Here is a 23,658-nt window from a genome sequence, read left to right on the forward strand (position 1 = left end):
TAACTCTGTGGATACCTCTATTCTCCGGGTCCACGTGTGGACGCTCCCCGCCGTGCGGGGGTCTTCCACAGGGGGAGTGCGAGGGGAGGGGAGCGCGGAGGTGTCCGACCACCAGGCCGACTTGGGTCTCGTGTGGGAGCAGGTGGTGGAGGAGCTGGCGAACAGCGCCCTCTCGTCCAGCACCCTGTCCCCGCAGCAGCGCGCGTGGATGCGGGTGACCCGGCCGATCGGCCTGCTCGACGGGACGGCCCTGCTCGCGGCGCCCAGCGACTTCGCCAAGGAGGCGATCGAGCGGGCCCTGCGCGAGCCCATCACGGCGGCGCTGTCCCGCAGGCTCGGCCGCGCGGTCTCGCTCGCGGTGAAGGTGGACTCGCCGGAGCCGCCGATGGCGAGCGGCCCGCCGACGACCCCGATCCCCGTGCCCATGCCGCCGGTCCCGCCGAGCGTCGCGCACGGCATCACCTTCGGCCAGCAGGTGCTCGGCCCGGTCGGCCCGAACGGCCAGACCTCGCTGCCCATAGGCGGTCAGGCCGACGGCCCCGCAGGTCCGCAGCCCCCGGCCCCGACCGGTCTCCCGCTGGAGCAGCCCGCGAACGCGCAGGCGCCCGCGGAGGGCGCGGAGTCGGACGCCGAGCCGGAGGAGGGCGACGAGGAGCGCGAGACGCTCGCGACCGTCAACGAGATCTGGCCGAAGTTCTCCGGCGGCGCGGGCGGTCAGCCGACCCCGCCGAGCGGGACGCCGTTCACCCGGCCCGCGAACCCGGCCTCCTCGCAGACCCGGTTGAACGAGAAGTACAACTTCGACACCTTCGTCATCGGCGCCTCGAACCGGTTCGCCCACGCGGCGGCGGTCGCGGTGGCCGAGGCTCCCGCCAGGGCGTACAACCCCTTGTTCATCTGGGGCGAGTCCGGTCTGGGGAAGACGCACCTGCTCCACGCGGTCGGGCACTACGCGCAGCGGTTGTTCCCCGGCATGCGCGTCCGCTACGTGTCGACCGAGGAATTCACGAACGACTTCATCAACTCGCTGCGCGACGACCGGAAGGTCGCCTTCCAGCGCCGCTACCGGGACATCGACGTCCTCCTCGTGGACGACATCCAGTTCCTGGAGGGCAAGGAGGGGACGCAGGAGGAGTTCTTCCACACCTTCAACACCCTCCACAACTCGAACAAGCAGATCGTGGTGTCCTCGGACCGGCCGCCGAAACGGCTGGAGACCCTGGAGGACCGGCTGCGGACGCGGTTCGAGTGGGGCCTGATCACGGACATCCAGCCGCCCGAGCTGGAGACGCGGATCGCGATCCTGCGGAAGAAGGCGGCGCAGGACCGGTTGGCGGCGCCCGCCGAGGTGCTGGAGTTCATCGCGGCCAGGGTGGTGCGGAACATCCGCGAGCTGGAGGGCGCGCTGATCCGGGTCACGGCGTTCGCGTCGCTGAACCGGCAGCCGGTCGACGTCCAGCTCGCCGAGATAGTGCTGCGCGACCTGATCCCGGACTCGCACGTCCCGGAGATCACCGCGCCCACCATCATGGCGGTGACCGCCGAGTTCTTCGAGGTCACCATCGAGGACCTGTGCGGCCCAGGGAAGACCAAGGTGCTGTCCACGGCCAGGCAGATCTCCATGTACCTGTGCCGCGAGCTGACGGACCTGTCGCTGCCGAAGATCGGGCAGACGTTCGGCGGCCGGGACCACACCACGGTCATGTACGCGGACAAGAAGATCCGCAAGGAGATGGCCGAGCGCAGGCGCATCTACGACCAGGTCCAGGAGCTCACCTCGCGCATCAAGCAGCGCTCGCGCTACCTGGTGGCGCCCCCGGTCGATCCGGCCTGACCTGGGCCTTCCAAGCCCCCGCAGGGGGCCGGTATTCCGTACTAAAAACTACCGTTCACCGCTCCAGAGCTACCGATGGGCGCTTCTCCGCGAGGAGGGGCGCCCATTCTGCTTTTCCGCCACTTGGAGCGTTTTCGCAGGTGGGAGCACTGTTTCGGGCGCATCGGACGGCCGTCGAGTTGTCCACAGAGTTATCCACAGACAACTGCATATTCGGACTAAAATTCCCAACAGCAGGAATTTTCTACTGTGAGTCTGTTCCGATTCCACGAATCGTCACTCTGTGGTGTGGGGATTCCAACATAGAGTTACCGAGGGGTTGTTGAGAACCCGGGGATAACTACCCCCAAACCCGGGGATGAGCCCGGGGATAAGTCGACCGCATCTGTGGACCGATGGGCGGACCATCTGAGTTATCCCCGGGGACACCGAGTTGTCCCCGGGTTCATCCCCGGGTTATCAACAGGGGGTCACCACCTCTGAACTGCGAAAACGGCGGTTATCCACACTTTCCACAGGCCCTACTGCTGTTGCTGTTCTCTCCCTTGAAGAGAAGAAGAACTGAAAAACAGGCGGCGGGGAGGGCGGGAGGGCTCGGTCGATCGGTGGTCGATCGGGCCTGGACCCGAGGTGACGGACTGGCGGTCGACGCTCTACGGTGGTGAGCCTGAAGTCCCCGGGGTCGAGGCCAGTCCGGACAGGGACACCGACCCCAGGGGGCGACCCGTGCCAGGACACCCCGATCGCAACCGCTCCAGTTGCGCCTCCCGCTGTGCCGCACCGAGGAAGGACGCCCCATGAAGATCCGCGTCGAGCGCGACGGTCTGGCCGACGCCGTCGCCTGGGTCGCCCGCAGCCTGCCGTCCAGGCCGCCCGTCCCGGTCCTCGGCGGCGTCCTGCTCGACGCGGGTGCGGAGGACGGCTCCGGCGACGCGCTGACCGTCTCCGGCTTCGACTACGAGGTCTCCGCCCAGTGCGGCGTCCCGGCCACCGTCTCCGACGGCGGCAAGGCCCTCGTCTCCGGCAAGCTCCTGGCCGACATCACCAAGGCGCTGCCGAACCACCCCGTCGAGATCAACGTCGACGGCGCCCGGATGACCATCAGCTGCGGCAGCGCCAAGTTCAGCCTGCCGACCATGCCGGTCGAGGACTACCCGGCGCTGCCGTCCATGCCGCAGCTCGCGGGCGAGCTCCCCGGCGAGGTCTTCGGCGAGGCCGTCGCCCAGGTCGCCGTCGCGGCGGGCAAGGACGACACGCTCCCGATGCTCACCGGTGTCCGGCTGGAGATCGCGGACGGCAAGCTCGTGCTCGTCGCCACCGACCGGTTCCGGCTGGCCATGCGCGAGTTCGAGTGGACCCCCGACGAGACGCTCGGCGACGTCGCCGTCCTCGTCCCGGCCAAGACGCTCAACGACTCCGCGAAGACGCTCGGCGCGTCCGGCGCGAAGGTCGAGCTGTCCCTCGCAGCCAACGACGGCCTCCTCGGCCTGTCCGGCAACGGCCGCCGCACCACCACCAGGCTGCTCGACGCGGACTTCCCCAAGTACCGCCAGCTGCTGCCCAGCGAGCACTCCGCCGCCGCGATCATCAGCGTCGACACCCTGGTCCAGGCGATCAAGCGGGTGTCCCTGGTCGCCGAGCGCGGCACGCAGGTCAGGCTGGAGTTCGGCGACGCGGGCCTCAAGCTCTCCGCCGGTGGCGACGACGAGGGGAGCGCCGAGGAGGAGCTGCCCGTCGACTACCAGGGCGACCCGGTGACCATCGCGTTCAACCCCACGTACCTCCTGGAGGGCCTCCAGGCCGTGCGGACGCCGAGGGCGCACTTGTCCTTCACCACACCCAGCAGGCCGGCACTGCTCAAGCCCGTGAACGAGGATGGGGAGGTGGCGGAGGGCTACGTGTACCTGCTCATGCCCGTCCGCCTGCCCGGCTGATCCACTCAGCGGGGATCTACTCGATCAGGGAGAGAACGACCGTGCAGCTCGGAATCGTCGGCCTCGGCAAAATGGGCTTCAACATGCGCGAGCGGGTCCGCCGCGCTGGTCACGAGGTCGTCGGCTACGACCGCAACCCGGACGTCAGCGACACCACGTCGCTCGCCGACCTCGCGGCCAAGCTGACCGGCCCCAGGGTGGTCTGGGTGATGGTCCCCGCCGGGGAGATCACCAGGAACACCGTCGCTGAGCTCAGCGAGGTGCTCAGCGAGGGCGACCTCGTCATCGACGGCGGCAACTCGCGGTTCACCGACGACGCCCTCAACGCCGCCAAGCTGGCCGAGAAGGGCATCGGCTACCTCGACTGCGGCGTGTCCGGCGGCGTCTGGGGCCTGGAGAACGGCTACGGCCTGATGGTCGGCGGCGACGCCGCCGACGTCGAGCGAGCCATGCCGATCTTCGACGCGCTGCGCCCCGAGGGGCCGCGCGAGGAGGGCTTCGCGCACGCGGGCAAGCTCGGCGCGGGCCACTTCGCCAAGATGGTGCACAACGGCATCGAGTACGGCCTGATGCAGGCGTACGCCGAGGGCTTCGAGCTCCTGGAGGCCTCCGAGCTGGTCGAGAACGTGCCCGCCACCATCAAGGCGTGGCAGCGCGGCACCGTCGTCCGCTCCTGGCTGCTCGACCTGCTGGTCAACGCCCTGGAGTCGGACCCGGAGCTGGACGACCTGCGCGGCTACGTCGAGGACTCCGGCGAGGGCCGGTGGACCGTCGAGGAGGCGATCAACCACGCGGTCCCCGCGCCGGTGATCTCCGCCGCGCTGTTCGCCCGCTTCGCGTCGCGCCAGTCCGACTCGCCCGCCATGCGCGCGGTCGCGGCGCTGCGGAACCAGTTCGGCGGGCACGCCGTGCAGACCGCGGGCCCGACCTCCGGTTCCGGCAGCACGCAGGGCTGACCCCGAGTTGTACGTCCGGCACCTCCAGGTGACCGACTTCCGGTCGTGGGAGCACGCGGACCTGGCCTTCGAGCCGGGGGTCAGCGTGCTGGTCGGTCGCAACGGCCACGGCAAGACGAACCTGGTCGAAGCGCTCGGCTACGTCGCCACGCTCGGATCGCACCGGGTGGCGTCGGACGCGCCGCTGATCCGGAGCGGCGCCCAGCGCGCCGTCGTCCGGACGGCGGTGGTCAACGAGGGGCGCGAGCTCCTCGTCGAGCTGGAGATCACTCCGGGCAGGGCGAACCGGGCGCGGGTCAACCGCGGCCCGGTTCCCCGGCCCCGCGACGTGCTCGGCATCCTGCGCACGGTGCTGTTCGCGCCGGAGGACCTGTCGCTGGTCCGGGGCGACCCCGGCGAGCGCAGGCGGTTCCTGGACGAGCTGCTGACCCTGAGGGCGCCCCGGTACGCCGGGGTGCGCTCGGACTACGAGCGGGTGCTGCGGCAGCGCGGGGCGCTGCTGAAGACGGTGCGCTCGGTGCGGTCGGCGGAGCTGGGCACGCTCGACGTGTGGGACGGGCACCTGGCCAGGCACGGGGCCGAGCTGCTCGCGGCCAGGCTCGACCTGGTCGCCGCGATCGCCCCGCACGCCGCCGCCGCGTACGCCGAGGTGGCCCCCGAGTCGCGGCCCGCGCTGCTGTCCTACCGGTCGAGCCTGGGGGAGGCGTTCCCCGGCGCGCATGACCGGGAGGTGCTGGAGGACGCGCTGCTCGCCGAGCTGCACCGGCTGCGCCCGCAGGAGATCGACCGGGGGGTGTGCCTGGTCGGCCCGCACCGGGACGACCTGGAGCTGTCGCTGGGGGAGCTGCCCGCGAAGGGCTACGCCAGCCACGGCGAGTCGTGGTCGTTCGCGCTCGCGCTGCGGCTGGGCGCGTACGAGCTGCTGCGCGAGGAGGGCGCCGAGCCGGTGCTGGTGCTCGACGACGTGTTCGCCGAGCTGGACCGGGGCAGGCGGCGGCAGCTGGCGAAGGTGGCGGCGGCGGCCGAGCAGGTGTTCATCACCGCCGCGGTCGCCGAGGACGTGCCCGAGGAGCTGGACGCCGTGCGGTTCCACGTCGGCCACGGGGAGGTGCGGCGTGACTGAGCCGCCGCTAGACCGAACGGGTGTGACTCGATCCACACCTGGGGATAAACCTGTGGATAGTGTGGATAACTCGCCCACTTCCGGGGGAGTTTCCACACCTCAACCCGCTCCTGAGGGTGTTCTGCGGGGTTCCGACCTCGCCCGCGCCGCGCTGGAGGCCGCCCGCGCGGCGAACAAGGCGCGCGGCGTGCGGAGCAGGCGCGCCACCGGCGGGGCCGCCGCGCGCAGGCGCAGGCGCACCTGGTCCGGTCCCGGCCCGGACGACCGCGACCCGCAGCCGCTGGGCAGGCTCGCGTCCCGGATCGCCGCCGACCGGGGGTGGGCGGAGAAGCTCAGGGGCGGCCAGGTCATCGCGCAGTGGCCGAAGCTGGTGGGGGAGGACGTCGCCGAGCACGCGCAGCCGGTGTCGTTCGAGGACGGCGAGCTGACCGTCCAGGCCGACTCGACGGCGTGGGCGACGCAGCTGCGACTGCTCCAGCGGGAGCTGCTGAAGAAGATCGCCGCCGGGTTGGGCCCGAACGTCGTCAAGCGGCTCAAGGTGCTGGGTCCCGCCGCGCCAAGCTGGCGCTACGGCCCCAGGCACGTTTCGGGGCGTGGTCCGCGCGACACCTACGGGTGAGCCGAGGGCGGTCCGCAGCGTCGATCCTGTGGCGCGGTGAGCGGGCGGCAGCGCTTTCCGGAGCAGGGGTTGGCGGTCGCCCCTCGCTGTGAGTCGCTTCCGGGCTTCTGTGAGCAACTGAGGTGCGTCCTTGATGCGCTCCTGTCGGTGTGCCCCGGTAGACTCTTGGGTAAGCGTTACCAATCTGCCGCAGAGTTGCGGCATCCCTGTCGCTCCAGTTCGAGGAGACACCAGGCCCGTGGCAGCCCAGAAGAAGGATTACGGCGCGTCGTCGATCACCGTGCTGGAAGGGCTGGAAGCGGTCCGCAAGCGCCCCGGCATGTACATCGGCTCCACCGGGGAGCGCGGTCTGCACCACCTGATCCAGGAGGTCGTGGACAACTCCGTCGACGAGGCGATGGCGGGCTACGCCTCCAAGGTCGTGGTGACGCTGCTGGCGAACGGCGGTGTCCGGGTCGTCGACGACGGCCGCGGCATCCCGGTCGACCTCCACCCGGTGGAGGGCAAGCCGACCCTGGAGGTCGTGCTCACCAAGCTGCACGCGGGCGGCAAGTTCGACAGCGACTCCTACGCGGTGTCCGGCGGCCTGCACGGCGTCGGCATCTCCGTGGTGAACGCGCTGTCCACCGCCGTCGACGTCGAGGTCAAGCGCCAGGGTTTCACGTGGAACCAGCGCTTCGAGGCCAGCAAGCCCGCGCACGAGCTGGAGCGGGGCGTCCCGACGTCCGAGACCGGCACCACGATCACGTTCTGGGCCGACCCGGCGATCTTCGAGACCACCGACTACAACATCGAGACCATCTCGCGCAGGCTCCAGGAGATGGCGTTCCTCAACAAGGGGCTCAGCATCGTCCTGCGGGACGAGCGGGTCGCCGAGGAGGGCGCCGAGGAGGCCGACGCCGAGGGCCACGTGGCCAAGGTCCGCGAGCGGGTCTTCCACTACCCCGGCGGCCTGGAGGACTTCGTCCGCCACCTCAACCACACGCGCGAGGCCGTCCACCAGAAGGTGGTCAGCTTCGAGGCCAAGGGCGACGACCTCGAGGTCGAGGTCGCGATGCAGTGGAACACCGGCTACACGCCGTCGGTGTACACCTTCGCGAACACGATCAACACGCACGAGGGCGGCACCCACGAGGAGGGCTTCCGCGCCGCGCTGACCCGCGTGGTCAACGAGTACGCGCGCGACAAGAAGCTCATCAAGGAGAAGGACGCCAACCTCACCGGCGACGACATCCGCGAGGGCCTCGCCGCGATCATCTCGGTGAAGCTCAAGGAGCCCCAGTTCGAGGGCCAGACGAAGACCAAGCTGGGCAACAGCGAGGCCAAGTCGTTCGTGCAGAAGTCCACGAACGAGCACCTGGCGGACTGGTTCGAGCGCCACCCCAACGAGGCGAAGACCATCATCACCAAGGCGGTCTCGTCCTCGCAGGCCCGCATCGCCGCCCGCAAGGCGCGCGAGCTGGTGCGCCGCAAGGGCGCCCTGGACATCGGCGGCCTCCCCGGCAAGCTCAAGGACTGCCGCTCCTCCAACCCGGAGGAGTGCGAGGTCTACATCGTGGAGGGCGACTCCGCGGGCGGCTCGGCCAAGGAGGGCCGGGACTCCATGTACCAGGCGATCCTGCCGATCCGGGGCAAGATCATCAACGTGGAGAAGGCCCGCATCGACCGGGTGCTCAAGAACACCGAGGTCCAGTCGATCATCACGGCGATGGGCACCGGCATCCACGACGAGTTCGACGTCAGCAAGCTGCGCTACCACAAGGTCGTGCTGATGGCGGACGCCGACGTCGACGGCCAGCACATCCGCACCCTGCTGCTCACCCTGCTGTTCCGCTTCATGCGGCCACTGCTGGAGCACGGGCACGTGTACCTCGCGCAGCCGCCGCTGTACAAGATCAAGTGGCAGCGGTCCGAGCCGGAGTACGCCTACAGCGACCGCGAGCGCGACGGCCTGATCGAGCGGGGCCTCGCCGCAGGCAAGAAGATCGGCAAGGACGACAACATCCAGCGCTACAAGGGCCTGGGCGAGATGAACGCCGAGGAGCTGTGGGAGACCACGATGGACCCGGCCAACCGGGTGCTGCTCCAGGTGACGATGGACGACGCCGCCGCGGCCGACGAGCTGTTCAGCGTGCTGATGGGCGAGGACGTGGAAGCCCGCCGGTCCTTCATCACCCGCAACGCCAAGGGCGTCCGCTTCCTCGACGTGTGACCCGTCCCGCCCGTAGCCCGTTGTCCTCTCCCAGGAAAGAAGAACAGTGAGCGAGACGACCCTGCCCCCGATCGGCGGCGGAAGCGACCGCACCGAGCCGCGCGACCTCCAGCAGGAGATGCAGAACTCGTACATCGACTACGCGATGAGCGTGATCGTGGGACGGGCCCTGCCGGACGTGCGCGACGGCCTCAAGCCGGTCCACGTGCGCGTGCTGTACTCGATGTTCGACTCCCGCTTCCTGCCCGAGCGCAGCTACAACAAGTGCGCCCGCGTCGTCGGCGACGTGATGGGCAACTACCACCCGCACGGCGACTCGGCGATCTACGACGCCCTCGTGCGCCTGGCCCAGCCGTGGGCGATGCGGTACCCGCTCATCGACGGCCAGGGCAACTTCGGGTCCCAGGGCAACGACCCGGCGGCGGCCATGCGGTACACCGAGTGCCGCCTCACCCCGCTGGCCATGCGGATGCTCGCGGACATCGAGGAAGACACCGTCGACTTCCGCGACAACTACGACGGCCGCATCCAGGAGCCGACGGTCCTGCCGTCGCGGGTGCCGAACCTGCTCATCAACGGTTCGTCCGGCATCGCGGTCGGCATGGCCACCAACATCCCGCCGCACAACCTCCGCGAGGTCGCGGACGGCGTGGTGTGGGCGCTGGACAACCCGGAGGCCTCCGACGAGGAGACCCTGGAGGCCATGATCGCCCGCATCAAGGGGCCGGACTTCCCGACCTACGGGCAGATCCTCGGCACCCAGGGCATCGAGGACGCCTACCGCACCGGTCGCGGCTCGGTGAAGATGCGCGCGGTCGTCGAGATGGACGAGGACGCCAAGGGGCGCACCATCCTCGTCGTGTCCGAGCTGCCCTACCAGGTCAACCCGGACAACCTGGTCGAGAACATCGCGTCGCTGGTGCGCGACCAGAAGATCAACGGCATCTCGAACATCGCCGACGAGTCCAACCGCCGCTCCGGGATGCGCATCGTCATCACGGTCAAGCGCGACGCGGTGGCGAAGGTGGTGCTGAACAACCTCTACAAGCACACCCAGCTCCAGTACTCGTTCGGCGTCAACATGCTGTCGCTGGTGGACGGGGTGCCCCGCACGCTGCGCCTGGACCAGATGATCCGGCACTACGTGAAGCACCAGATCGAGGTCATCGTCCGGCGCACCAAGTTCCGGCTGCGCAAGGCGGAGGAGCGGGCGCACGTCTGGCGCGGCCTGGTCAAGGCGCTCGACCAGCTCGACGCGGTCATCGCGCTGATCCGCCGGTCGGACACGACCGAGTCGGCGCGCACCGGCCTGATGGAGCTGCTGTCCGTCGACGAGATCCAGTCCAACGCGATCCTGGAGATGCAGCTCCGCCGCCTGGCGGCCCTGGAGCGCCAGAAGATCATCGACCAGCTGGCCGAGATCGAGCTCCAGATCGCGGACCTCAAGGACATCCTGGCCAAGCCGGAGCGGCAGCGCGCCATCGTGCGCGAGGAGCTGCTGGAGATCGTCGACAAGCACGGCGACGACCGGCGCACCAAGATCGTCCCGTTCGACGGCGACGTGTCCATGGAGGACCTGATCGCGGTCGAGGACGTGGTCGTCACGATCACCCGGACCGGCTACGCCAAGCGCACCAAGACCGACCTGTACCGCGCCCAGAAGCGCGGCGGCAAGGGCGTGCAGGGCGCGCAGCTCAAGCAGGACGACATCGTGCAGCACTTCTTCGTGTGCTCCACGCACGACTGGATCCTGTTCTTCACCAACAAGGGCCGGGTGTACCGCACCAAGGCCTACGACCTGCCCGAGGCCAGCCGCAACGCGCGCGGCCAGCACGTGGCGAACCTCCTCGCGTTCCAGCCGGACGAGGAGATCGCCCAGGTCATCCAGATCAAGAACTACGAGGCCGCGCCGTACCTGGTGCTGGCCACCCGCAACGGCCTGGTGAAGAAGTCCAAGCTGTCGGACTTCGACTCCAACCGCTCCGGCGGCCTGATCGGCATCAACCTCCGCGAGGAGGACGAGCTGGTCGGCGCGGTGCTCACCGGCGAGGGCGACGACCTGCTGCTGGTGTCCAAGGACGGCCAGTCCATCCGGTTCCACTCCAGCGACGACGTCCTGCGCCCGATGGGCCGCGCGACCTCCGGCGTCCAGGGGATGCGCTTCAACAGCGACGACGAGCTGCTGTCGATGGGCGTGGTGCAGGAAGGGCTCTTCGTTTTGGTCGCCACCGACGGTGGGTATGCCAAGCGCACCCCGATCGAGGACTACCCGGTGCAGGGGCGGGGCGGCAAGGGCGTGCTGACGATCCAGCACGACCGCAGGCGTGGGAGGCTTGTGGGAGCTCTCATCGTCGACGTCGAGGACGAGCTGTACGCGATCACCTCCGCGGGCGGGGTCATCAGGACCAGCGCCAAGGAGATCCGCAAAGCGGGTAGGCAGACCAAGGGCGTTCGCTTGATGAACCTCGGGGAGAAGTCGACCTTGATCGCGGTCGCGCGCAACGCGGACGAGCCCGCCGACGTCTCCACCGGTGAAGAGGATCAGGCGACCGAGCCTGCCAACTGAAGCAGCGCGGACGACGAGAGGTTGAGGACAGCTCGTGACTCCACCCGAGAAAGAGGACCGGGACGCGGACAAGACCGCGGTGATCACCCGGCCGAGCGTCGAGGCGGCCAAGGCGCCCGAGGCGGCAGCCGCGTCATCGGGTGAACCGGAGAAGAAGAAGCCGGAGGAGGTCGTGACCACCGCCGCGCCCGCCGCCGCTCCGGAGGCCGCGAAGGCCCCGGAGAAGCCCGCGGACGAGAGCCCCACGGTGGCGGTGACGCCCCCGCCGTGGCAGCGCTCGACCAGCGAGGGCGGCTACAGCGAGGCCGCCCAGGTCGGGCCGGGCGACGACGTGAAGCCCGCCGAGGCGGGGGCCCCGGCGTCGCCGGTCTTCCCGTCGCTGGACCAGGACACGGTGGCGGTGGCCAAGCCGGTCCCGCCCGGCGCCGCCCCGGCGGCTGCCGCCGCGGCGGCAGCGCCGCGCACGGCGGTGAACCTGGGCAACCAGTCGAGGCCGCAGGCGTCGTCCTCGGCGCGCCGCCCCGGCAGGGGACCCCGGCGGGCCAGCCTGCAGGTGAAGCGGGTCGACCCGTGGTCGGTCCTGAAGCTCGCGCTCGTGCTCAGCGTGGCGCTGTTCTTCGTCTGGCTGGTCGCGGTCGGCGTGCTGTACGGCGTGCTGAACGGCATGGGCGTGTGGGACAAGATCAACAACACCGCGAACGACCTCCTCCAGAGCGAGGAGGCCAGCGGTGACCCGTTGATCAGCGCGGGTCGGGTGTTCGGCGTGTCCGCCATCGTGGGCGCGGTCAACATCGTCCTGTTCACCGCGCTGGCCACCGTCGGCGCCTTCGTCTACAACGTCTCGGCCGATCTCGCAGGCGGCTTGGAGGTCACGCTCTCCGAGCGCGAGTGACCCCGATTTGGGGCAACGGCGGGTCGTGTTGTAGTCTTCTCGTCGTTGCCCCGAGGGCCTATAGCTCAGGCGGTTAGAGCGCTTCACTGATAATGAAGAGGTCGGAGGTTCAAGTCCTCCTAGGCCCACCGGATGTATCCAGGGATTGCTCAGAGGGGAACACTGTGAAGAAGATCATCGCACTTGTCGCAGTCGCCGGTGCGGTCCTGTTCTTCGTCAAGCGCAGTCGTGCGGCCAAGGCCGACGCTGACCTGTGGCGCGAGGCCACTGCTCCGGCCAACTGACACCGCGAGGGCGGTTCGTTCTGCCGCCCCCCGCGAGGGGACGTAGCTCAATTGGCAGAGCACCGCCTTTGCAAGGCGGGGGTTAGGGGTTCGATTCCCCTCGTCTCCACTCGGCCGAGGCCGATCTGTGTTCGCGGAGAGCGCGAACCGGGTCGGCCTTCGTCATTTCACCGGGGGCGCGGCCCCGGACCCCACCCGGAGGGCTTCGCCCCCGGCCCCCCTGTGGTGGTCCTGATCTGCGGTAGTCGTGCCGAGGGTGCTTTCTTGCTCCGACCCTATTGGGCCGGGGTTTTTTTGTTTTGTGATCAAGAGCACCGATCAGGAGCACCGGTGGCGCGCGGGGGCTTTTCCCCCGCACGTGGAAGGGCCCGCACCCCCGGCCGGGAGGGTGCGGGCCCCTGGTTCCTCGCTGACGCCCTTGTCAGTTGGTGCTGAAGTGCCGTGCTGTCAGGCTGCGGTGTTCGCCAGCTCCCGGTTCTCGGCGTTCTTCTTCCTGGAGGCCAGGATGGTGTCCACCGCCCAGACGCCCGGACCCGTGAAGGCCAGGAGCAGGAAGGCCCACGAGTAGACCGCCGCCAGTTCGCCCTTGTTCTCGATGGGCAGCAGGCCCATCGGCTGGTGGACGACGAAGTAGGCGTAGGCCATGGCGCCGGAGACGATGATCGACGCCACGCGGGTCCAGAGACCGATCAGGACGAGCGCACCGCCGATGACCTCGATGAGGCCCGCGGGGCCCGAGGGCCAGTTCATGGGCGAGAAGCCGCCCTTGCCGCCCAGCACGCCGAAGACCTTCTGGGCTCCGTGGCAGATCATGAAGAAGGCGATCACGATCCGGAAGATCGAGAGGAACTGCTCCCGACCACGGTCCAACAAGCTCATTTCGATTCAGTCCTCACTTGGCAGGGGCGAGTGGCAGGTAAGGACAAGCTAACGGTCTTCACGTTACGTGCCTAGATCGTCACGCTGTCGATTCGCTGTCTGGGGTCTGTCGGCGATCTGGTTGACTTGCCGCGCCATGAAGCGACTGCTGCCCTCCCTGCTGATCCTCGGCGCGCTCACCGCGTGCGGGGGTCAGGAAAGCCCCGGCGGGACCTCGGCGCAGGCATCCCAGCCCGCGTCAACGCAGGTCACCACGTCCTCCACGCCCAGCGGGCCGCCCCCGGCGCCCGAACCGGCGGTCGAGGGCACCTGCCCCTATCTGGACAAGTCCGAGGTCGCTCAAGCCAACGGGCAGCTCGTGCCCAAGGTGATGCTGTCGAGCGACAAGACGAATCCCGCGTGCTTCTTCTACGCGAACGCGACTGAGATCCAGTTGACCGTTCGGGTGTACCGGGGTGACGCCACAACGGCCAAGGCGTTGGTCAACGAGGCGGCGCCGATCGCCGATTCCAACCCCGCCACCGAGCCCGCGGGCTGGGAGGGCGGGTCGATGGCCACCGACGCGGGCGCCGTGTACGCGGTCGCCAAGGCCGGGGACGCCGTCGTCATCACCAGCAACCAGAAGCAGACCATCAAGGCGAAGCAGATCGCCAAGCTGGTCGTCCAGGGCCTGGCGGGCTGAGCCAGGCCGCCCGGAGCGCGCGAAGCGCCCGTCCCCCTGCTTTGGAGGACGGGCGCTCGCGGTTCGTGGTGGGTTCGGGGCGTCAGCTCCGCTCGGTGACCCGGCCGTTGCGGGACGCGGCGTCCCGGTCGGTCGTGCCGGAGGACGGGATGTCGCCGTTGAGCGGGTGCAGCGGGGCCTCCTCCTCCAGGAGCACCTCCTGCGGGCGCTTGTTCAGCGCCGCCCAGCCCGCGACCGCGCCCGCGGCGAGCAGGCCGAGCACCCAGGGCCACTTGCGCGAGGACTTCTGGGGCTTCCCGAACTCCTTGCGCGCCTGCTTCGCCGCCTTGCGGATGTCCTTGGCGCGGACACCGGCCTCCTTGCGGGCCCGCTCGGTGGCCTTCGCCACGTCCTTGCGGACCGCCTTGGCCCTCTTCGCGAGCTTGCGGCGGCTGCGCCTGGTCTGCTTCTCCACCAGCTCGGCGCGCTCGACGAGCAGGCCGGCGCGATCGGCGACGACGCCGCGCACGTGGTCGGCGGTCACCCCGCGCTCGGCGAGCTTGCCCTCGAGCTTCCCGGCCCACTGGGCCGCGGCGTCAGCGCTGGCGTGACCAGCGCGAACCGCTCCCCGGCGGGCGGCGCGGAGACCCGTTCCCACTGCCCTGCCCGCCGACTCGCCTGCTCGGGTCATGGCGTCTACCTCATCCATATCGCGCTCCACAAGCTGTCGGACAGTCACATTTCGGCAATACCCATCCTGCCCCTTCCCCAACCACAGCGCCGGTAGATGGCACGATGGGGAGGTGGCAGACAGCAACGAATCGCTCGTCGGGCGCAAGGTGACGGCGACCCTGCACACCACGCAGGGCGTCATCAAGATCAACCTTTTCCCCGACCACGCCCCCAAGACGGTGGCGAACTTCGTGGGCCTCGCCGAGGGCACGAAGGCGTACACCGAAGCCAACGCGAAGGGCGAGGCCAGCGGGCCCTTCTACGACGGTGCGATCTTCCACCGGGTCATCGCAGGTTTCATGCTGCAGGGCGGTGACCCCACGGGCACCGGTCGCGGCGGCCCCGGCTACAAGTTCGCCGACGAGTTCCACCCGGAGCTCAAGTTCGACCGCCCCTACCTGCTCGCGATGGCGAACGCCGGGCCCAACACCAACGGCTCCCAGTTCTTCATCACGGTCGCGCCGACCTCGTGGCTGAACTTCAAGCACACGATCTTCGGCGAGGTCGCTGACCAGGAGTCCCGCAACGTCGTCGACACCATCGAGAACGGTCCGACCGGTGCGGCCGACCGCCCGGTCAACGACGTCGTCATCGAGAAGGTCACGATCGAGAAGGCCTAGTGGCAGGCACTCCGGTACCACCCGGCGGCCCGATCGGGGCGCAACCAGGCCAAGCGGCCTGCGCGCGACACCCCGATCGGGCCACCGGCCTGCTGTGCGCGCGGTGCGAACGCCCCGCCTGTCCCGACTGCCTGCGCGAGGCGGCCGTGGGCTTCCAGTGCGTCGACTGCGTCACCGAGGGGGCCCGCACCACGCGGCAGGCCCGCACGGTGGAGGGCGCCACGCACGCCTCGACGGGGCGCAGGCTCCTCGTGGTCCCCGTGCTCATCGTCGTCAACCTCGCGCTGTTCGCGCTGACCGCCTACCTCGGCGGCGGCGTGACCGACCGGGACGTCTTCCAGAGCGGCGTGACCCAGGAGGGGGCGCTCGTCCCCTACTTCGTCGCCCTCGGCGAGTGGTGGCGCCTGGTCACGTCCGGCTTCCTGCACCTGGGCGTCACGCACATCGGCCTCAACATGGCCTCGCTGTACATCCTCGGGCGCGACCTGGAGCCCGTGCTCGGGCGCGCCAGGTTCCTCGCGGTCTACCTGCTGTCCCTGCTGGGCGGCAGCGCGTCCGTGTACCTGTTCGAGGAGGTCGTCTCCCTCACGGCGGGCGCGTCGGGCGCGATCTACGGCCTGATGGGCTCCCTGCTCGTCGTGCTGCTCAGGCGGCGGCTCAACGCCACCCCGGTGCTGGCGATCATCGCCATCAACGTGTTCCTGAGCTTCTCGCTGCCCAACATCTCGATCCTCGGGCACCTGGGCGGCATCGCGGTCGGCGCGGCGGTCACCGCGGCGCTGGTCTACGCGCCGCGCGGGCCGCAGCGGGTCCGGTGGCAGGCGGGGGCGGTCGTGGCGTTCGCCGTCGCGCTGGTCGTGCTCACCGCCGTCCGCACCGCCGTGCTCGTGGGCTGAGCCCCGCGAGCGGTTCGGGACCCCGACGGCCGGGACACCGGAAGTTCACCTGAAGCGGGAGCGGGGGTCGGGGGTGTCGCCCCCGGCCCGACCGCGCCCGGTGCGGACGACCGGACGCGGCGGGGCAGTTGTCCACAGGTGGGGGCGACACCTGTGGAATGCCGAGGACGGTGATGAGCGCCACTCGGCGCTCACCCGTCCGGGGCTAAGCTTGATCGGGTCGGGCGGGTCGCAGGCGGGCTCACGGCCGCAGCGCGTGCAGCACCTCGGCCACGTCCTGCGGATCGGCGCCCAGGTCGAGCTGGGTGAGCACCACCAGGCGCTCGTCCTCGCCCCGCTCCCAGTCCAGCTCCAGGGTCCGCACCACGCGCCCCAGCCTGCGGGTGCTCTGCAGGCGCACCTTCACCTCGTGCCAGGCCATGTGGTGCTCCCGGCGCAACCCGCGCACGGTCAGACCCGTCTCATCAACGGCCAGCTTGGGGCGCACCAGCGCGCCCTGCAGGGACATCCACCCCAGCAGCGCGACGGCCAGGCCGAGCATCACGCGGGAGGGGGCGTCGGGGGACATGAGCAGCAGCACCAGCACGACTACGGCCAGTGCTCCCGCGAGGGCCACGAACGCGGGATTCGGGGCCCAGGACCGGGTGGGCGGAGGTGACGTCACACCCGTGAGTGTCCCGCACTCCGGGACGGGCCTGTGGACAACTCCCGCCCTGGACCGGCGCTTGTGCGATTTGGCGCAAAGTTGTCCACAGGAGTTGTCCCCATTGGGGATGACTCGCGGCCCCGCGCTCCGGTCACCCGCTGTTCACCCGGTCAGGTCAGGCCGGACACGCGAGAGGGGCCGGGCGCGCAGTGCGCCCGGCCCCTCCGGAGTGCTGTGCCACGCCTGCCGGTCAGCGCCAGCGCATCGTCATCAGCAGGCCGACGATGATCAGCGCGAAGCCGATGCCGAAGTTCCACGACCCGAGGTCCATCATCACCGGGATCTTCTCGCCCGCGATGTAGTTGACCACCAACCAGGCGAGGCCGAGCAGCATGACACCCAGCATCACCGTGATGTAGAACGGGTGCGAAGGACCTGCTGCCTTGACCTTCACCGGGGTGCGTCGATCGGCAGGCGCCGTGTAGACGGCCTTCTTGCGGACCTTGGACTTGGGCATGGCTGTCCTCGCCTGACGGTGGATAGGCCTGGGTGGGCGCGTCAGTTAACGCCCACCGCTGGGGGAACACGTTAACGTAACCGAGCAGGTCCTAGAAGCACTGTGCTGGACTGGAGTCATGGCCGGGAGGTTTCTCAGGTGAGCTTCGACCCGCCCGCGACGCGCGGCGGACCGTCGGGACAGCCGCCGCACGCTCAGCGCCCGAGGCCGTACCCAGCCCCGCAGGCGTCCGGTGGTGGACCAGGCGGCCCGCCCACCCCGCCCCAGGGCGGCGGTTGGTCCGCGCAGCAGCCGACCACCCAGGTCGCCAGGCAGCCGCAGGGCCCCCGGCCTGCGCCGCGCGGCCCCCGGCACTCCCAGCAGCGCCCGCCCCAGGACGAGGCGACGCAGGTGCTCCGGCCGGTCGGCGACGCGCCGACGCAGTACGCGCACCCCGTCGGGCACAGCCTGCCCCCGCCTCCGGGACGGCCCGTCGCGCCGCCGCGCCACCGCGCGCCGCGCAGGCCCGTCGAGCCTCCCACGGAGGTCATCCCCAGGTTCGAGGACGACCGGGACGACTACGAGGACCCGCAGGACGACCTCGACCGGGACGAGCGCGCCGAGGCGGACCGGCACGAGCCGGAGTACCCGCCCGAGGGCCCGCTGCGCAAGGTCGTGCGGGGCACCGGCGAGGCGCTGATCACGCTCGGCCTCGTCGTGCTGCTGTTCGTGGTCTACGAGGTCTACGTCACCGACCTGATCTCCGCGGGCAAGCAGGACGACGTCACCTCGGCGCTGGACGAGGAGTGGAAGGACTCGAACACCGTCGCGGCCGACCCGCAGCGCGAGGTCAAGTACGACCTGCTCGACGGCAAGGCGTTCGCGAAGATCTACATCCCGGTGTTCGGGGCGGACTACAAGTTCTCCATCGTCGAGGGCACCACCGACAAGGACCTGGAGACCGGTCCCGGCCACTACAAGGGCACCGCCCTGCCGGGGGAGAAGGGCAACTTCGCGGTCGCGGGCCACCGGGTCGGCAAGGGCTCGCCGTTCAACGACCTCGACCTGCTCAACTCGTGCGACGCGATCGTGGTGGAGACCCAGGCGTCCTGGTTCGTCTACCGGATGCTGCCGAAGAACAGCGAGGTCGCGGGCTGGGCCTCGCGCGCGTCCGACCCCAGGTGCAAGGACGTCGGGCCGCTCAGCGGGCCGTACTCCAAGACCCAGGGCCAGGAGATCGTGCTGCCCTCGGCGGGCGAGGTCATCAACGAGGTCCCGTACAACGAGGCCCAGGTCCCCGAGGACCAGCTGAAGTCGCTGATGACGCTGACCACGTGCCACCCGCGCTTCTCGGACAAGCAGCGGCTGATCGTGCACGCGACGCTGGCCCAGCACTACCCGAAGTCGGACGGCTTCCTGCCCCCCGAGCTCAAGGAGCAGTGAGGTGTACTCCTGGATCTGGCGCCACCTCCCCGGCCCCCTGCCGGTTCGGGTCCTCGAGGCCGTCGTGCTGGCGGCCGGGGTGGTGGCGCTGCTGATGTTCGTCGTCTTCCCCTGGGCGGAGCCGATGCTCCCGTTCAACCAGGTGACGACCGAGCAGTGACCGGTCGGCTCGCGACCGTCAGCCCGTGATCACCGGAAGGTGATCGTCAGGACCGGGAGACCGAGGTCATCGTCTCCCGGTCCACGACCTTGACCCGCTCGCGACCGCGCTCGGCGCCCAGCGCCTTCTCGTGCGCGTCCAGCTTCAGCCAGCCCTCCACCGTGGTGAACGGGACGGCGCGCTGCTCCAGGAACCGGACGATCGCGTCCGGCTCCGGGAACTGGCAGGCGGGCAGCGCGTCGGCGTCCGCCAGCAGGTTCGTGACGGTCTCCAGCGCATCGCCCTTGGTGTGGCCGATCAGGCCGACCGGGCCGCGCTTGATCCAGCCGGTGACGTACACGCCCGGCAGCGGCTGCTCGTCCAGGTCGACCACGCGGCCCCCGGCGTGCGGGACTGTGCCGGACGCGGTGTCGAACGGCAGGTCGACCAGGCTCGTGGACAGGTAGCCCACCGCCCGGTACACCGCCTGCACCGGCCAGTCGGTGAACTCGCCGGTGCCCCTCACGTTGCCGTCGCCCGTCAGCTCCATGCGCTCGGTGCGCAGGCCGACGACCTTCCCGTCCTCGCCGGTCACCTCGACCGGGGCCTCCAGGAAGTGCAGGTGCAGCCTGCGGGGCCGGTCGCCGACGTCGCGCAGCGCCCACTCCTGCAGCGTCTTCACGACCATCTCGACCTGCTTGCTCGACCGGATCGAGGCCATGCTGCCCTCGTCGAAGTCGATGCCCTCGGGGTGCACGATCACCTCGACGTTGGGCGAGTGGTCCAGCTCCCGCAGCTCCAGCGGGGTGAACTTCGCCTGCGCCGGGCCGCGGCGGCCGAACACGTGCACGTCGGTGACGGGGCTGGACTTGAGGCCCTCGTAGACGTTGTCGGGGATCTCGGTGGTCAGCAGCTCGTCGGCGGTCTTGGCCAGCACGCGGGCGACGTCCAGCGCGACGTTGCCGACGCCGAGCACGGCGACCTGCGAGGCGGTGAGGGGCCAGGTCCGGGGCACGTCCGGGTGGCCGTCGTACCAGGAGACGAAGTCGGCGGCGCCGTAGCTGCCGTCGAGCTCGATGCCGGGCACGTCCAGCGCCCGGTCCTTCTCGGCGCCGGTCGAGAAGATCACGGCGTCGTAGTGCTGCCTCAGGTCCTCCAGCTTCACGTCCACGCCGTACTCGACGTTGCCGAAGAAGCGGATCTCCGGCCGGTCGAGCACCTTCTGCAGCGCGTTGACGATGCCCTTGATCCGGGGGTGGTCGGGAGCGACGCCGTACCTGATCAGACCGTACGGGGCGGGCATCCGCTCGAACAGGTCGATGGAGACCTCGGCGTCGGACTTGGTCAGGATGTCGGCGGCGTAGATGCCCGCGGGGCCCGCGCCGACCACGGCGACGCGCAGGGAACGACTCATACCCTAAGGTTAGGTGGGCCTTAGTTCAGTACCGGAGAGAGGTTCCTCACGGCTACCCTGGCGCCATGCGCGTGCTGGTGGTCGACAACTACGACAGCTTCGTCTACAACCTCGTCCAGTACCTGGCGCAGCTCGGCGCCGAGTGCGTGGTCAAGCGCAACGACGAGGTCGAGCCCGCGGACGTCGCGGCGGCGGGCGGGGTGCTGGTCAGCCCCGGTCCCAGCACGCCCCACCGGGCCGGGCGGAGCATGGACGTGGTGCGCTGGTGCGTCGACTCGGGCGTCCCGGTGTTCGGCGTGTGCCTCGGCCACCAGGCGATCGGCGCGGTGTGGGGCGCGACCGTCGACCTGGCGCCCGAGCTGCTGCACGGCAAGACGTCGGTGGTGCACCACGAGGGCGCGGGCGTGCTCGCCGGGCTGCCCCGGCCGTTCACCGCGACCCGCTACCACTCGCTGACCGTGCTGCCGGAGACGATCCCCGACGAGTTCGAGGTGACCTGCCGGACCGAGGGCGGCGTCGTCATGGGGATGCGGCACCGCGAGCTGCCCGTGGAGGGCGTCCAGTTCCACCCGGAGTCGGTGCTCACCGACGGCGGCCACCGGATGCTGGCCAACTGGCTGGCGGTGTGCGGCTACGAGGTGCCTGAGGCCGTCGTGGGCGGCCTGGAGCGCAACATGAGGGACCTGGCCGCGGCGGCGCGCCGCTAGGCCGTTCCGCGTCCGCTCAGACGGCGAAGGGCCCTCCCGGCAGCTCCGGGAGGGCCCTTCCGCGTTCCACCGCCCCGGTTCCGGGGCCCGGTCGCCGCGGGCTGGTCGCTGGGGCTAGTTGCTGGGGGGAGCGCTGCTCGCGCCCGGCCGGAACTCGCCGACGACGACGGTGATCCGCTGCGCCTTGGTGATCGCCGAACCGGGGGAGGTCTGCTGGGACTGGACCTTGCGGTCCTGGGACAGGTCGCTCACCGGCGTCTTGCTGGTCTGCAGGTCGCCGTTCCACTGGAGCAGCCGCAGCGCCGCCTTGGCCTCGGTCTCGGTCATGCCCCGCAGGTCCGGCATCGAGACCATGTTGCCCTTGGACACGCTGAGGGTGACCGTGGAGCCCTTCTCGACCCGGCCCGCGCCGGGGTCCTGCGCGATGACCTGGCCCGCGTCGGTGGCGCTGTCGACCTGCTTGACCTGCACCTTGAAGCCCGACTGCTCCAGCGAGGCCCGCGCGTCGTCCTCCTGCACGCCGATCACGTTGGACAGCGTGACGGCCTCGGGCTCCTTGCCGATCTTGATCGTGATCGTGGTGCCCTTGGGGGCCTTCGTGCCGTGCATCGGGTTCTGCTCGACGACCTTGTCGACCTTCGCCGGGTCGCTGGTCTCCACCCGCTCCTGGTTCGTGTCCAGCTTCCAGTCCTCGCCGAGCTTGGCCTGCGCGTCCGCGACGCTCAGCCCGGTCAGGTCGGGGACCTCGATGTCGTCGGGGTTCGTGCCCACCATGACGGTGATCTTGCTGTTGCGGTCGACCGACTTGCCGCTCGCGGGGCTGGTCTCCAGCACCCGGTCGACGTCCTTGGCCGGGTCGCACTTGGGCTGGCTGCCCGGCTGGCACGGCACCAGCTGCAGGTTTATCTCCAGCCCGGCGTCGGACAGCGCGCTGCGCGCCTCCGAGCTGGACTTGCCGACCAGCGTCGGCACCGTGACCTGCTTGGGGTCGCCGCCGGAGGACTCGGTGCTCCCCAGCAGCGAGGTGGTGATCCAGATCGCCAGCGCCAGCACGCCCGCGCACAGCAGGGCGACGATGGTGATCATCCACATCCGCCTGCGCGCGGCGAGGCGCTCCCGCTCCTCCTCCAGCGCGGCGCTGTAGTTGCCGGTGTCCTCGCGGTCGCGCTCCCGCTCCCGCTCGCGGACCGCCGACTGCCGGTGCCTGCCGCCGCCGCTCGTCGTCTGCACCGCCTCGGTGCGCGCGGGCGCCGAGGGCGACTGCTGGTCCAGCAGCGCGGTCCGCTCCTCGCTCGTCATCACGACGGGCGCGGACGGCCGCTGGCCGGACAGCACGCGGACCAGGTCGGCGCGCAGCTCGGCGGCCGACTGGTAGCGGTTCGCCGGGCCCTTGGCCATCGCCTTGAGCACGATGGAGTCCAGCGCCGGCGACACCTTCGGGTTCAGCGACGACGGGGACTTCGGCTCCTCCCGCACGTGCTGGTAGGCCACCGCGACCGGCGAGTCGCCGGTGAACGGGGGCTCGCCGGTGAGCAGCTCGAACAGCACGCAGCCCGACGCGTACACGTCGCTGCGGCCGTCGACCGCCTCGCCCTTCGCCTGCTCGGGCGACAGGTACTGGGCGGTGCCGATCACCGCGGCGGTCTGCGTCACGGCGGCCTGGCCGTCGTGCACGGCGCGCGCGATGCCGAAGTCCATGACCTTGACGGCGCCCGAACGGGTGATCATCACGTTCGCGGGCTTCACGTCGCGGTGCACGATGCCGTGCCGGTGGCTGAAGTCCAGCGCGGCCGACACGTCCGCCATGACCTCCATGGCGCGCTTGTTCGACAGCGGGCCCTGGGTCTTGACGATGTCGCGCAGCGTCCGCCCGTCCACGTACTCCATGACGATGTAGGGCAGCGGGCCGTACTGGGTCTCGGTCTCGCCGGTGTCGTACACGGCGACGATGGCGGGGTGGTTCAGCGCTGCGGAGTTCTGGGCCTCACGACGGAACCGCTCCTGGAACTGGGCGTCGCGGGCGAGGTCGGCGCGGAGCACCTTGATCGCCACGTCCCGGCTGAGCCGCACGTCCTTGCCCTTGTGGACCTCGGACATGCCGCCGTAGCCGAGGGTCTCCCCGAGTTCGTAGCGGTTGGAGAGCAGTCGCGGAGTGCTCATCAGTGCTTCGTCCCGCTCCTCGTCAACGGTCTCAAGCCTTGTCGTGCCCGTCGTGCGCGTTCAGCCTGCCGCCCCCCGGTTCAGGTGGGCACGCACGTGACGCGCACCCGTGAACCGATCGGCACCTCTCCCTCGGGCTCCAGCTCGCTCACCCGGCACCGCCTCGCGTCCGCGGGCGCGCCGCCCCGCTCCGAGCGGACCTCGGGCTCGACGCCGTGCCCGGTCAAGGTTGCCGCGACCTCGTCCGCGGGCGCGCCGAGGTAGTCCGCCCCGGTGATCTCCACCGTGGGCCTGCCGGGGAACCGGTCGGTCGCGTCCTCCGGAGCGGCCCTGCTCGCGGAGGGGGTGCTGCCTTGCGGGCTCGGACCGCCGGGCACCCCATCGTCCCCCGCGATCTCGCGCACGATGAGCACGCTGAGTGCGATCAGCGCGATCACCAGGAAGG

General features: G+C 70.2%; 20 protein-coding genes, 2 tRNA genes and 1 pseudogene. 17 read left to right on the forward strand and 6 right to left on the reverse strand.

Annotated elements, in window-relative coordinates; all coding sequences use genetic code 11:
• The first annotated feature begins 100 nt into the window (after positions 1-100).
• From dnaA to CNX65_RS00050, 11 genes and pseudogenes are all read left to right on the forward strand, one after another.
• Positions 101-1,834 (forward strand): chromosomal replication initiator protein DnaA, encoded by a 1,734-nt coding sequence (gene dnaA / locus CNX65_RS00005; RefSeq protein WP_096490921.1) that lies wholly within the window; start codon positions 101-103, stop codon positions 1,832-1,834.
• A gap of 797 nt (positions 1,835-2,631) precedes the next feature.
• The gene (dnaN, locus tag CNX65_RS00010) at positions 2,632-3,768 is read left to right on the forward strand and encodes a DNA polymerase III subunit beta (RefSeq protein WP_096490922.1); all 1,137 of its coding nucleotides are present in this window, start codon (positions 2,632-2,634) and stop codon (positions 3,766-3,768) included.
• A gap of 23 nt (positions 3,769-3,791) precedes the next feature.
• A complete protein-coding gene (gnd, locus tag CNX65_RS00015; RefSeq protein ID WP_157767965.1) occupies positions 3,792-4,724 on the forward strand; it encodes a phosphogluconate dehydrogenase (NAD(+)-dependent, decarboxylating) in 933 nt (310 codons plus the stop codon).
• Between the two features lie 7 nt (positions 4,725-4,731).
• Entirely contained in the window at positions 4,732-5,847 is a 1,116-nt protein-coding gene (gene recF, locus CNX65_RS00020) for a DNA replication/repair protein RecF (RefSeq protein WP_096490924.1), read from the forward strand.
• 187 nt (positions 5,848-6,034) lie between these two features.
• Complete coding sequence (locus CNX65_RS00025) at positions 6,035-6,466, forward strand: DUF721 domain-containing protein (RefSeq protein ID WP_012782642.1); 432 nt, start codon at positions 6,035-6,037, stop codon at positions 6,464-6,466.
• 238 nt (positions 6,467-6,704) lie between these two features.
• Positions 6,705-8,678, forward strand: a complete 1,974-nt coding sequence (gyrB, locus tag CNX65_RS00030; protein WP_096490925.1) for a DNA topoisomerase (ATP-hydrolyzing) subunit B — start codon at positions 6,705-6,707, stop codon at positions 8,676-8,678.
• A 46-nt stretch (positions 8,679-8,724) separates the two neighbouring features.
• The gene (gene gyrA, locus CNX65_RS00035; protein ID WP_177154570.1) at positions 8,725-11,244 is read left to right on the forward strand and encodes a DNA gyrase subunit A; all 2,520 of its coding nucleotides are present in this window, start codon (positions 8,725-8,727) and stop codon (positions 11,242-11,244) included.
• Positions 11,245-11,278: 34 nt separating this feature from the next.
• Positions 11,279-12,136 carry a DUF3566 domain-containing protein gene (locus tag CNX65_RS00040; RefSeq protein WP_096490926.1) on the forward strand — a complete coding sequence of 286 codons (858 nt, stop codon included), beginning with the start codon at positions 11,279-11,281 and terminating at the stop codon, positions 12,134-12,136.
• Between the two features lie 54 nt (positions 12,137-12,190).
• Positions 12,191-12,264, forward strand: a tRNA-Ile gene (locus tag CNX65_RS00045).
• Positions 12,265-12,300: 36 nt separating this feature from the next.
• Positions 12,301-12,411: pseudogene (locus CNX65_RS36555) on the forward strand (DLW-39 family protein); the annotation flags it as partial.
• 45 nt (positions 12,412-12,456) lie between these two features.
• Positions 12,457-12,529, forward strand: a tRNA-Ala gene (locus tag CNX65_RS00050).
• 338 nt (positions 12,530-12,867) lie between these two features.
• Here CNX65_RS00050 and CNX65_RS00055 read toward each other — a convergent pair.
• Entirely contained in the window at positions 12,868-13,299 is a 432-nt protein-coding gene (locus tag CNX65_RS00055) for a DoxX family protein (RefSeq protein WP_096490927.1), read from the reverse strand.
• Between the two features lie 136 nt (positions 13,300-13,435).
• Here CNX65_RS00055 and CNX65_RS00060 point away from each other — a divergent pair, with 136 nt between their 5' ends.
• The gene (locus CNX65_RS00060; RefSeq protein WP_096490928.1) at positions 13,436-13,981 is read left to right on the forward strand and encodes a DUF2020 domain-containing protein; all 546 of its coding nucleotides are present in this window, start codon (positions 13,436-13,438) and stop codon (positions 13,979-13,981) included.
• Positions 13,982-14,063: 82 nt separating this feature from the next.
• On the opposite strand, the gene CNX65_RS00065 is transcribed toward CNX65_RS00060, so the two are convergent.
• Positions 14,064-14,669 carry a hypothetical protein gene (locus tag CNX65_RS00065; protein ID WP_157767418.1) on the reverse strand — a complete coding sequence of 202 codons (606 nt, stop codon included), beginning with the start codon at positions 14,667-14,669 and terminating at the stop codon, positions 14,064-14,066.
• Between the two features lie 94 nt (positions 14,670-14,763).
• On the opposite strand from CNX65_RS00065, the gene CNX65_RS00070 reads away from it, so the two are divergent.
• A complete protein-coding gene (locus tag CNX65_RS00070) occupies positions 14,764-15,312 on the forward strand; it encodes a peptidylprolyl isomerase (protein ID WP_096490930.1) in 549 nt (182 codons plus the stop codon).
• 146 nt (positions 15,313-15,458) lie between these two features.
• On the forward strand, positions 15,459-16,208 hold the full coding sequence (locus CNX65_RS00075) for a rhomboid family intramembrane serine protease (protein ID WP_232519649.1): 750 nt from the start codon (positions 15,459-15,461) through the stop codon (positions 16,206-16,208).
• A gap of 241 nt (positions 16,209-16,449) precedes the next feature.
• Here the strand turns inward: CNX65_RS00075 and CNX65_RS00080 are convergent, their stop codons facing one another.
• Entirely contained in the window at positions 16,450-16,872 is a 423-nt protein-coding gene (locus CNX65_RS00080; protein WP_012782652.1) for a PH domain-containing protein, read from the reverse strand.
• Positions 16,873-17,104: 232 nt separating this feature from the next.
• Entirely contained in the window at positions 17,105-17,371 is a 267-nt protein-coding gene (crgA, locus tag CNX65_RS00085) for a cell division protein CrgA (RefSeq protein ID WP_096490932.1), read from the reverse strand.
• 138 nt (positions 17,372-17,509) lie between these two features.
• Here crgA and CNX65_RS00090 point away from each other — a divergent pair, with 138 nt between their 5' ends.
• Both CNX65_RS00090 and CNX65_RS35905 read left to right on the forward strand, forming a co-directional pair.
• Positions 17,510-18,793: a class E sortase gene (locus CNX65_RS00090; protein ID WP_309142037.1), complete on the forward strand. Its 1,284-nt coding sequence runs from the start codon at positions 17,510-17,512 to the stop codon at positions 18,791-18,793.
• 1 nt (position 18,794) lies between these two features.
• Positions 18,795-18,953: a hypothetical protein gene (locus CNX65_RS35905; protein WP_096490933.1), complete on the forward strand. Its 159-nt coding sequence runs from the start codon at positions 18,795-18,797 to the stop codon at positions 18,951-18,953.
• Between the two features lie 46 nt (positions 18,954-18,999).
• On the opposite strand, the gene CNX65_RS00100 is transcribed toward CNX65_RS35905, so the two are convergent.
• On the reverse strand, positions 19,000-20,346 hold the full coding sequence (locus CNX65_RS00100; RefSeq protein WP_096490934.1) for an FAD-dependent oxidoreductase: 1,347 nt from the start codon (positions 20,344-20,346) through the stop codon (positions 19,000-19,002).
• 65 nt (positions 20,347-20,411) lie between these two features.
• Here CNX65_RS00100 and CNX65_RS00105 point away from each other — a divergent pair, with 65 nt between their 5' ends.
• On the forward strand, positions 20,412-21,053 hold the full coding sequence (locus CNX65_RS00105; RefSeq protein WP_096490935.1) for an aminodeoxychorismate/anthranilate synthase component II: 642 nt from the start codon (positions 20,412-20,414) through the stop codon (positions 21,051-21,053).
• A 114-nt stretch (positions 21,054-21,167) separates the two neighbouring features.
• On the opposite strand, the gene pknB is transcribed toward CNX65_RS00105, so the two are convergent.
• Entirely contained in the window at positions 21,168-23,213 is a 2,046-nt protein-coding gene (pknB, locus tag CNX65_RS00110; protein WP_096490936.1) for a Stk1 family PASTA domain-containing Ser/Thr kinase, read from the reverse strand.
• Positions 23,214-23,658 lie beyond the last annotated feature (445 nt).

Origin of the sequence: Actinosynnema pretiosum (assembly GCF_002354875.1) — a bacterium.
Lineage (GTDB): Bacteria > Actinomycetota > Actinomycetes > Mycobacteriales > Pseudonocardiaceae > Actinosynnema > Actinosynnema auranticum.

Bases quoted from the DNA above. Each gene is read 5' to 3' on its own strand.
- crgA (WP_096490932.1), bottom strand. From the start codon at position 17,371: ATGCCCAAGTCCAAGGTCCGCAAGAAGGCCGTCTACACGGCGCCTGCC.
- CNX65_RS00065 (WP_157767418.1), bottom strand. From the start codon at position 14,669: ATGGATGAGGTAGACGCCATGACCCGAGCAGGCGAGTCGGCGGGCAGG.
- CNX65_RS00060 (WP_096490928.1), top strand. From the start codon at position 13,436: ATGAAGCGACTGCTGCCCTCCCTGCTGATCCTCGGCGCGCTCACCGCG.
- CNX65_RS00105 (WP_096490935.1), top strand. From the start codon at position 20,412: ATGCGCGTGCTGGTGGTCGACAACTACGACAGCTTCGTCTACAACCTC.
- dnaN (WP_096490922.1), top strand. From the start codon at position 2,632: ATGAAGATCCGCGTCGAGCGCGACGGTCTGGCCGACGCCGTCGCCTGG.
- CNX65_RS00055 (WP_096490927.1), bottom strand. From the start codon at position 13,299: ATGAGCTTGTTGGACCGTGGTCGGGAGCAGTTCCTCTCGATCTTCCGG.
- CNX65_RS00100 (WP_096490934.1), bottom strand. From the start codon at position 20,346: ATGAGTCGTTCCCTGCGCGTCGCCGTGGTCGGCGCGGGCCCCGCGGGC.
- pknB (WP_096490936.1), bottom strand. From the start codon at position 23,213: ATGAGCACTCCGCGACTGCTCTCCAACCGCTACGAACTCGGGGAGACC.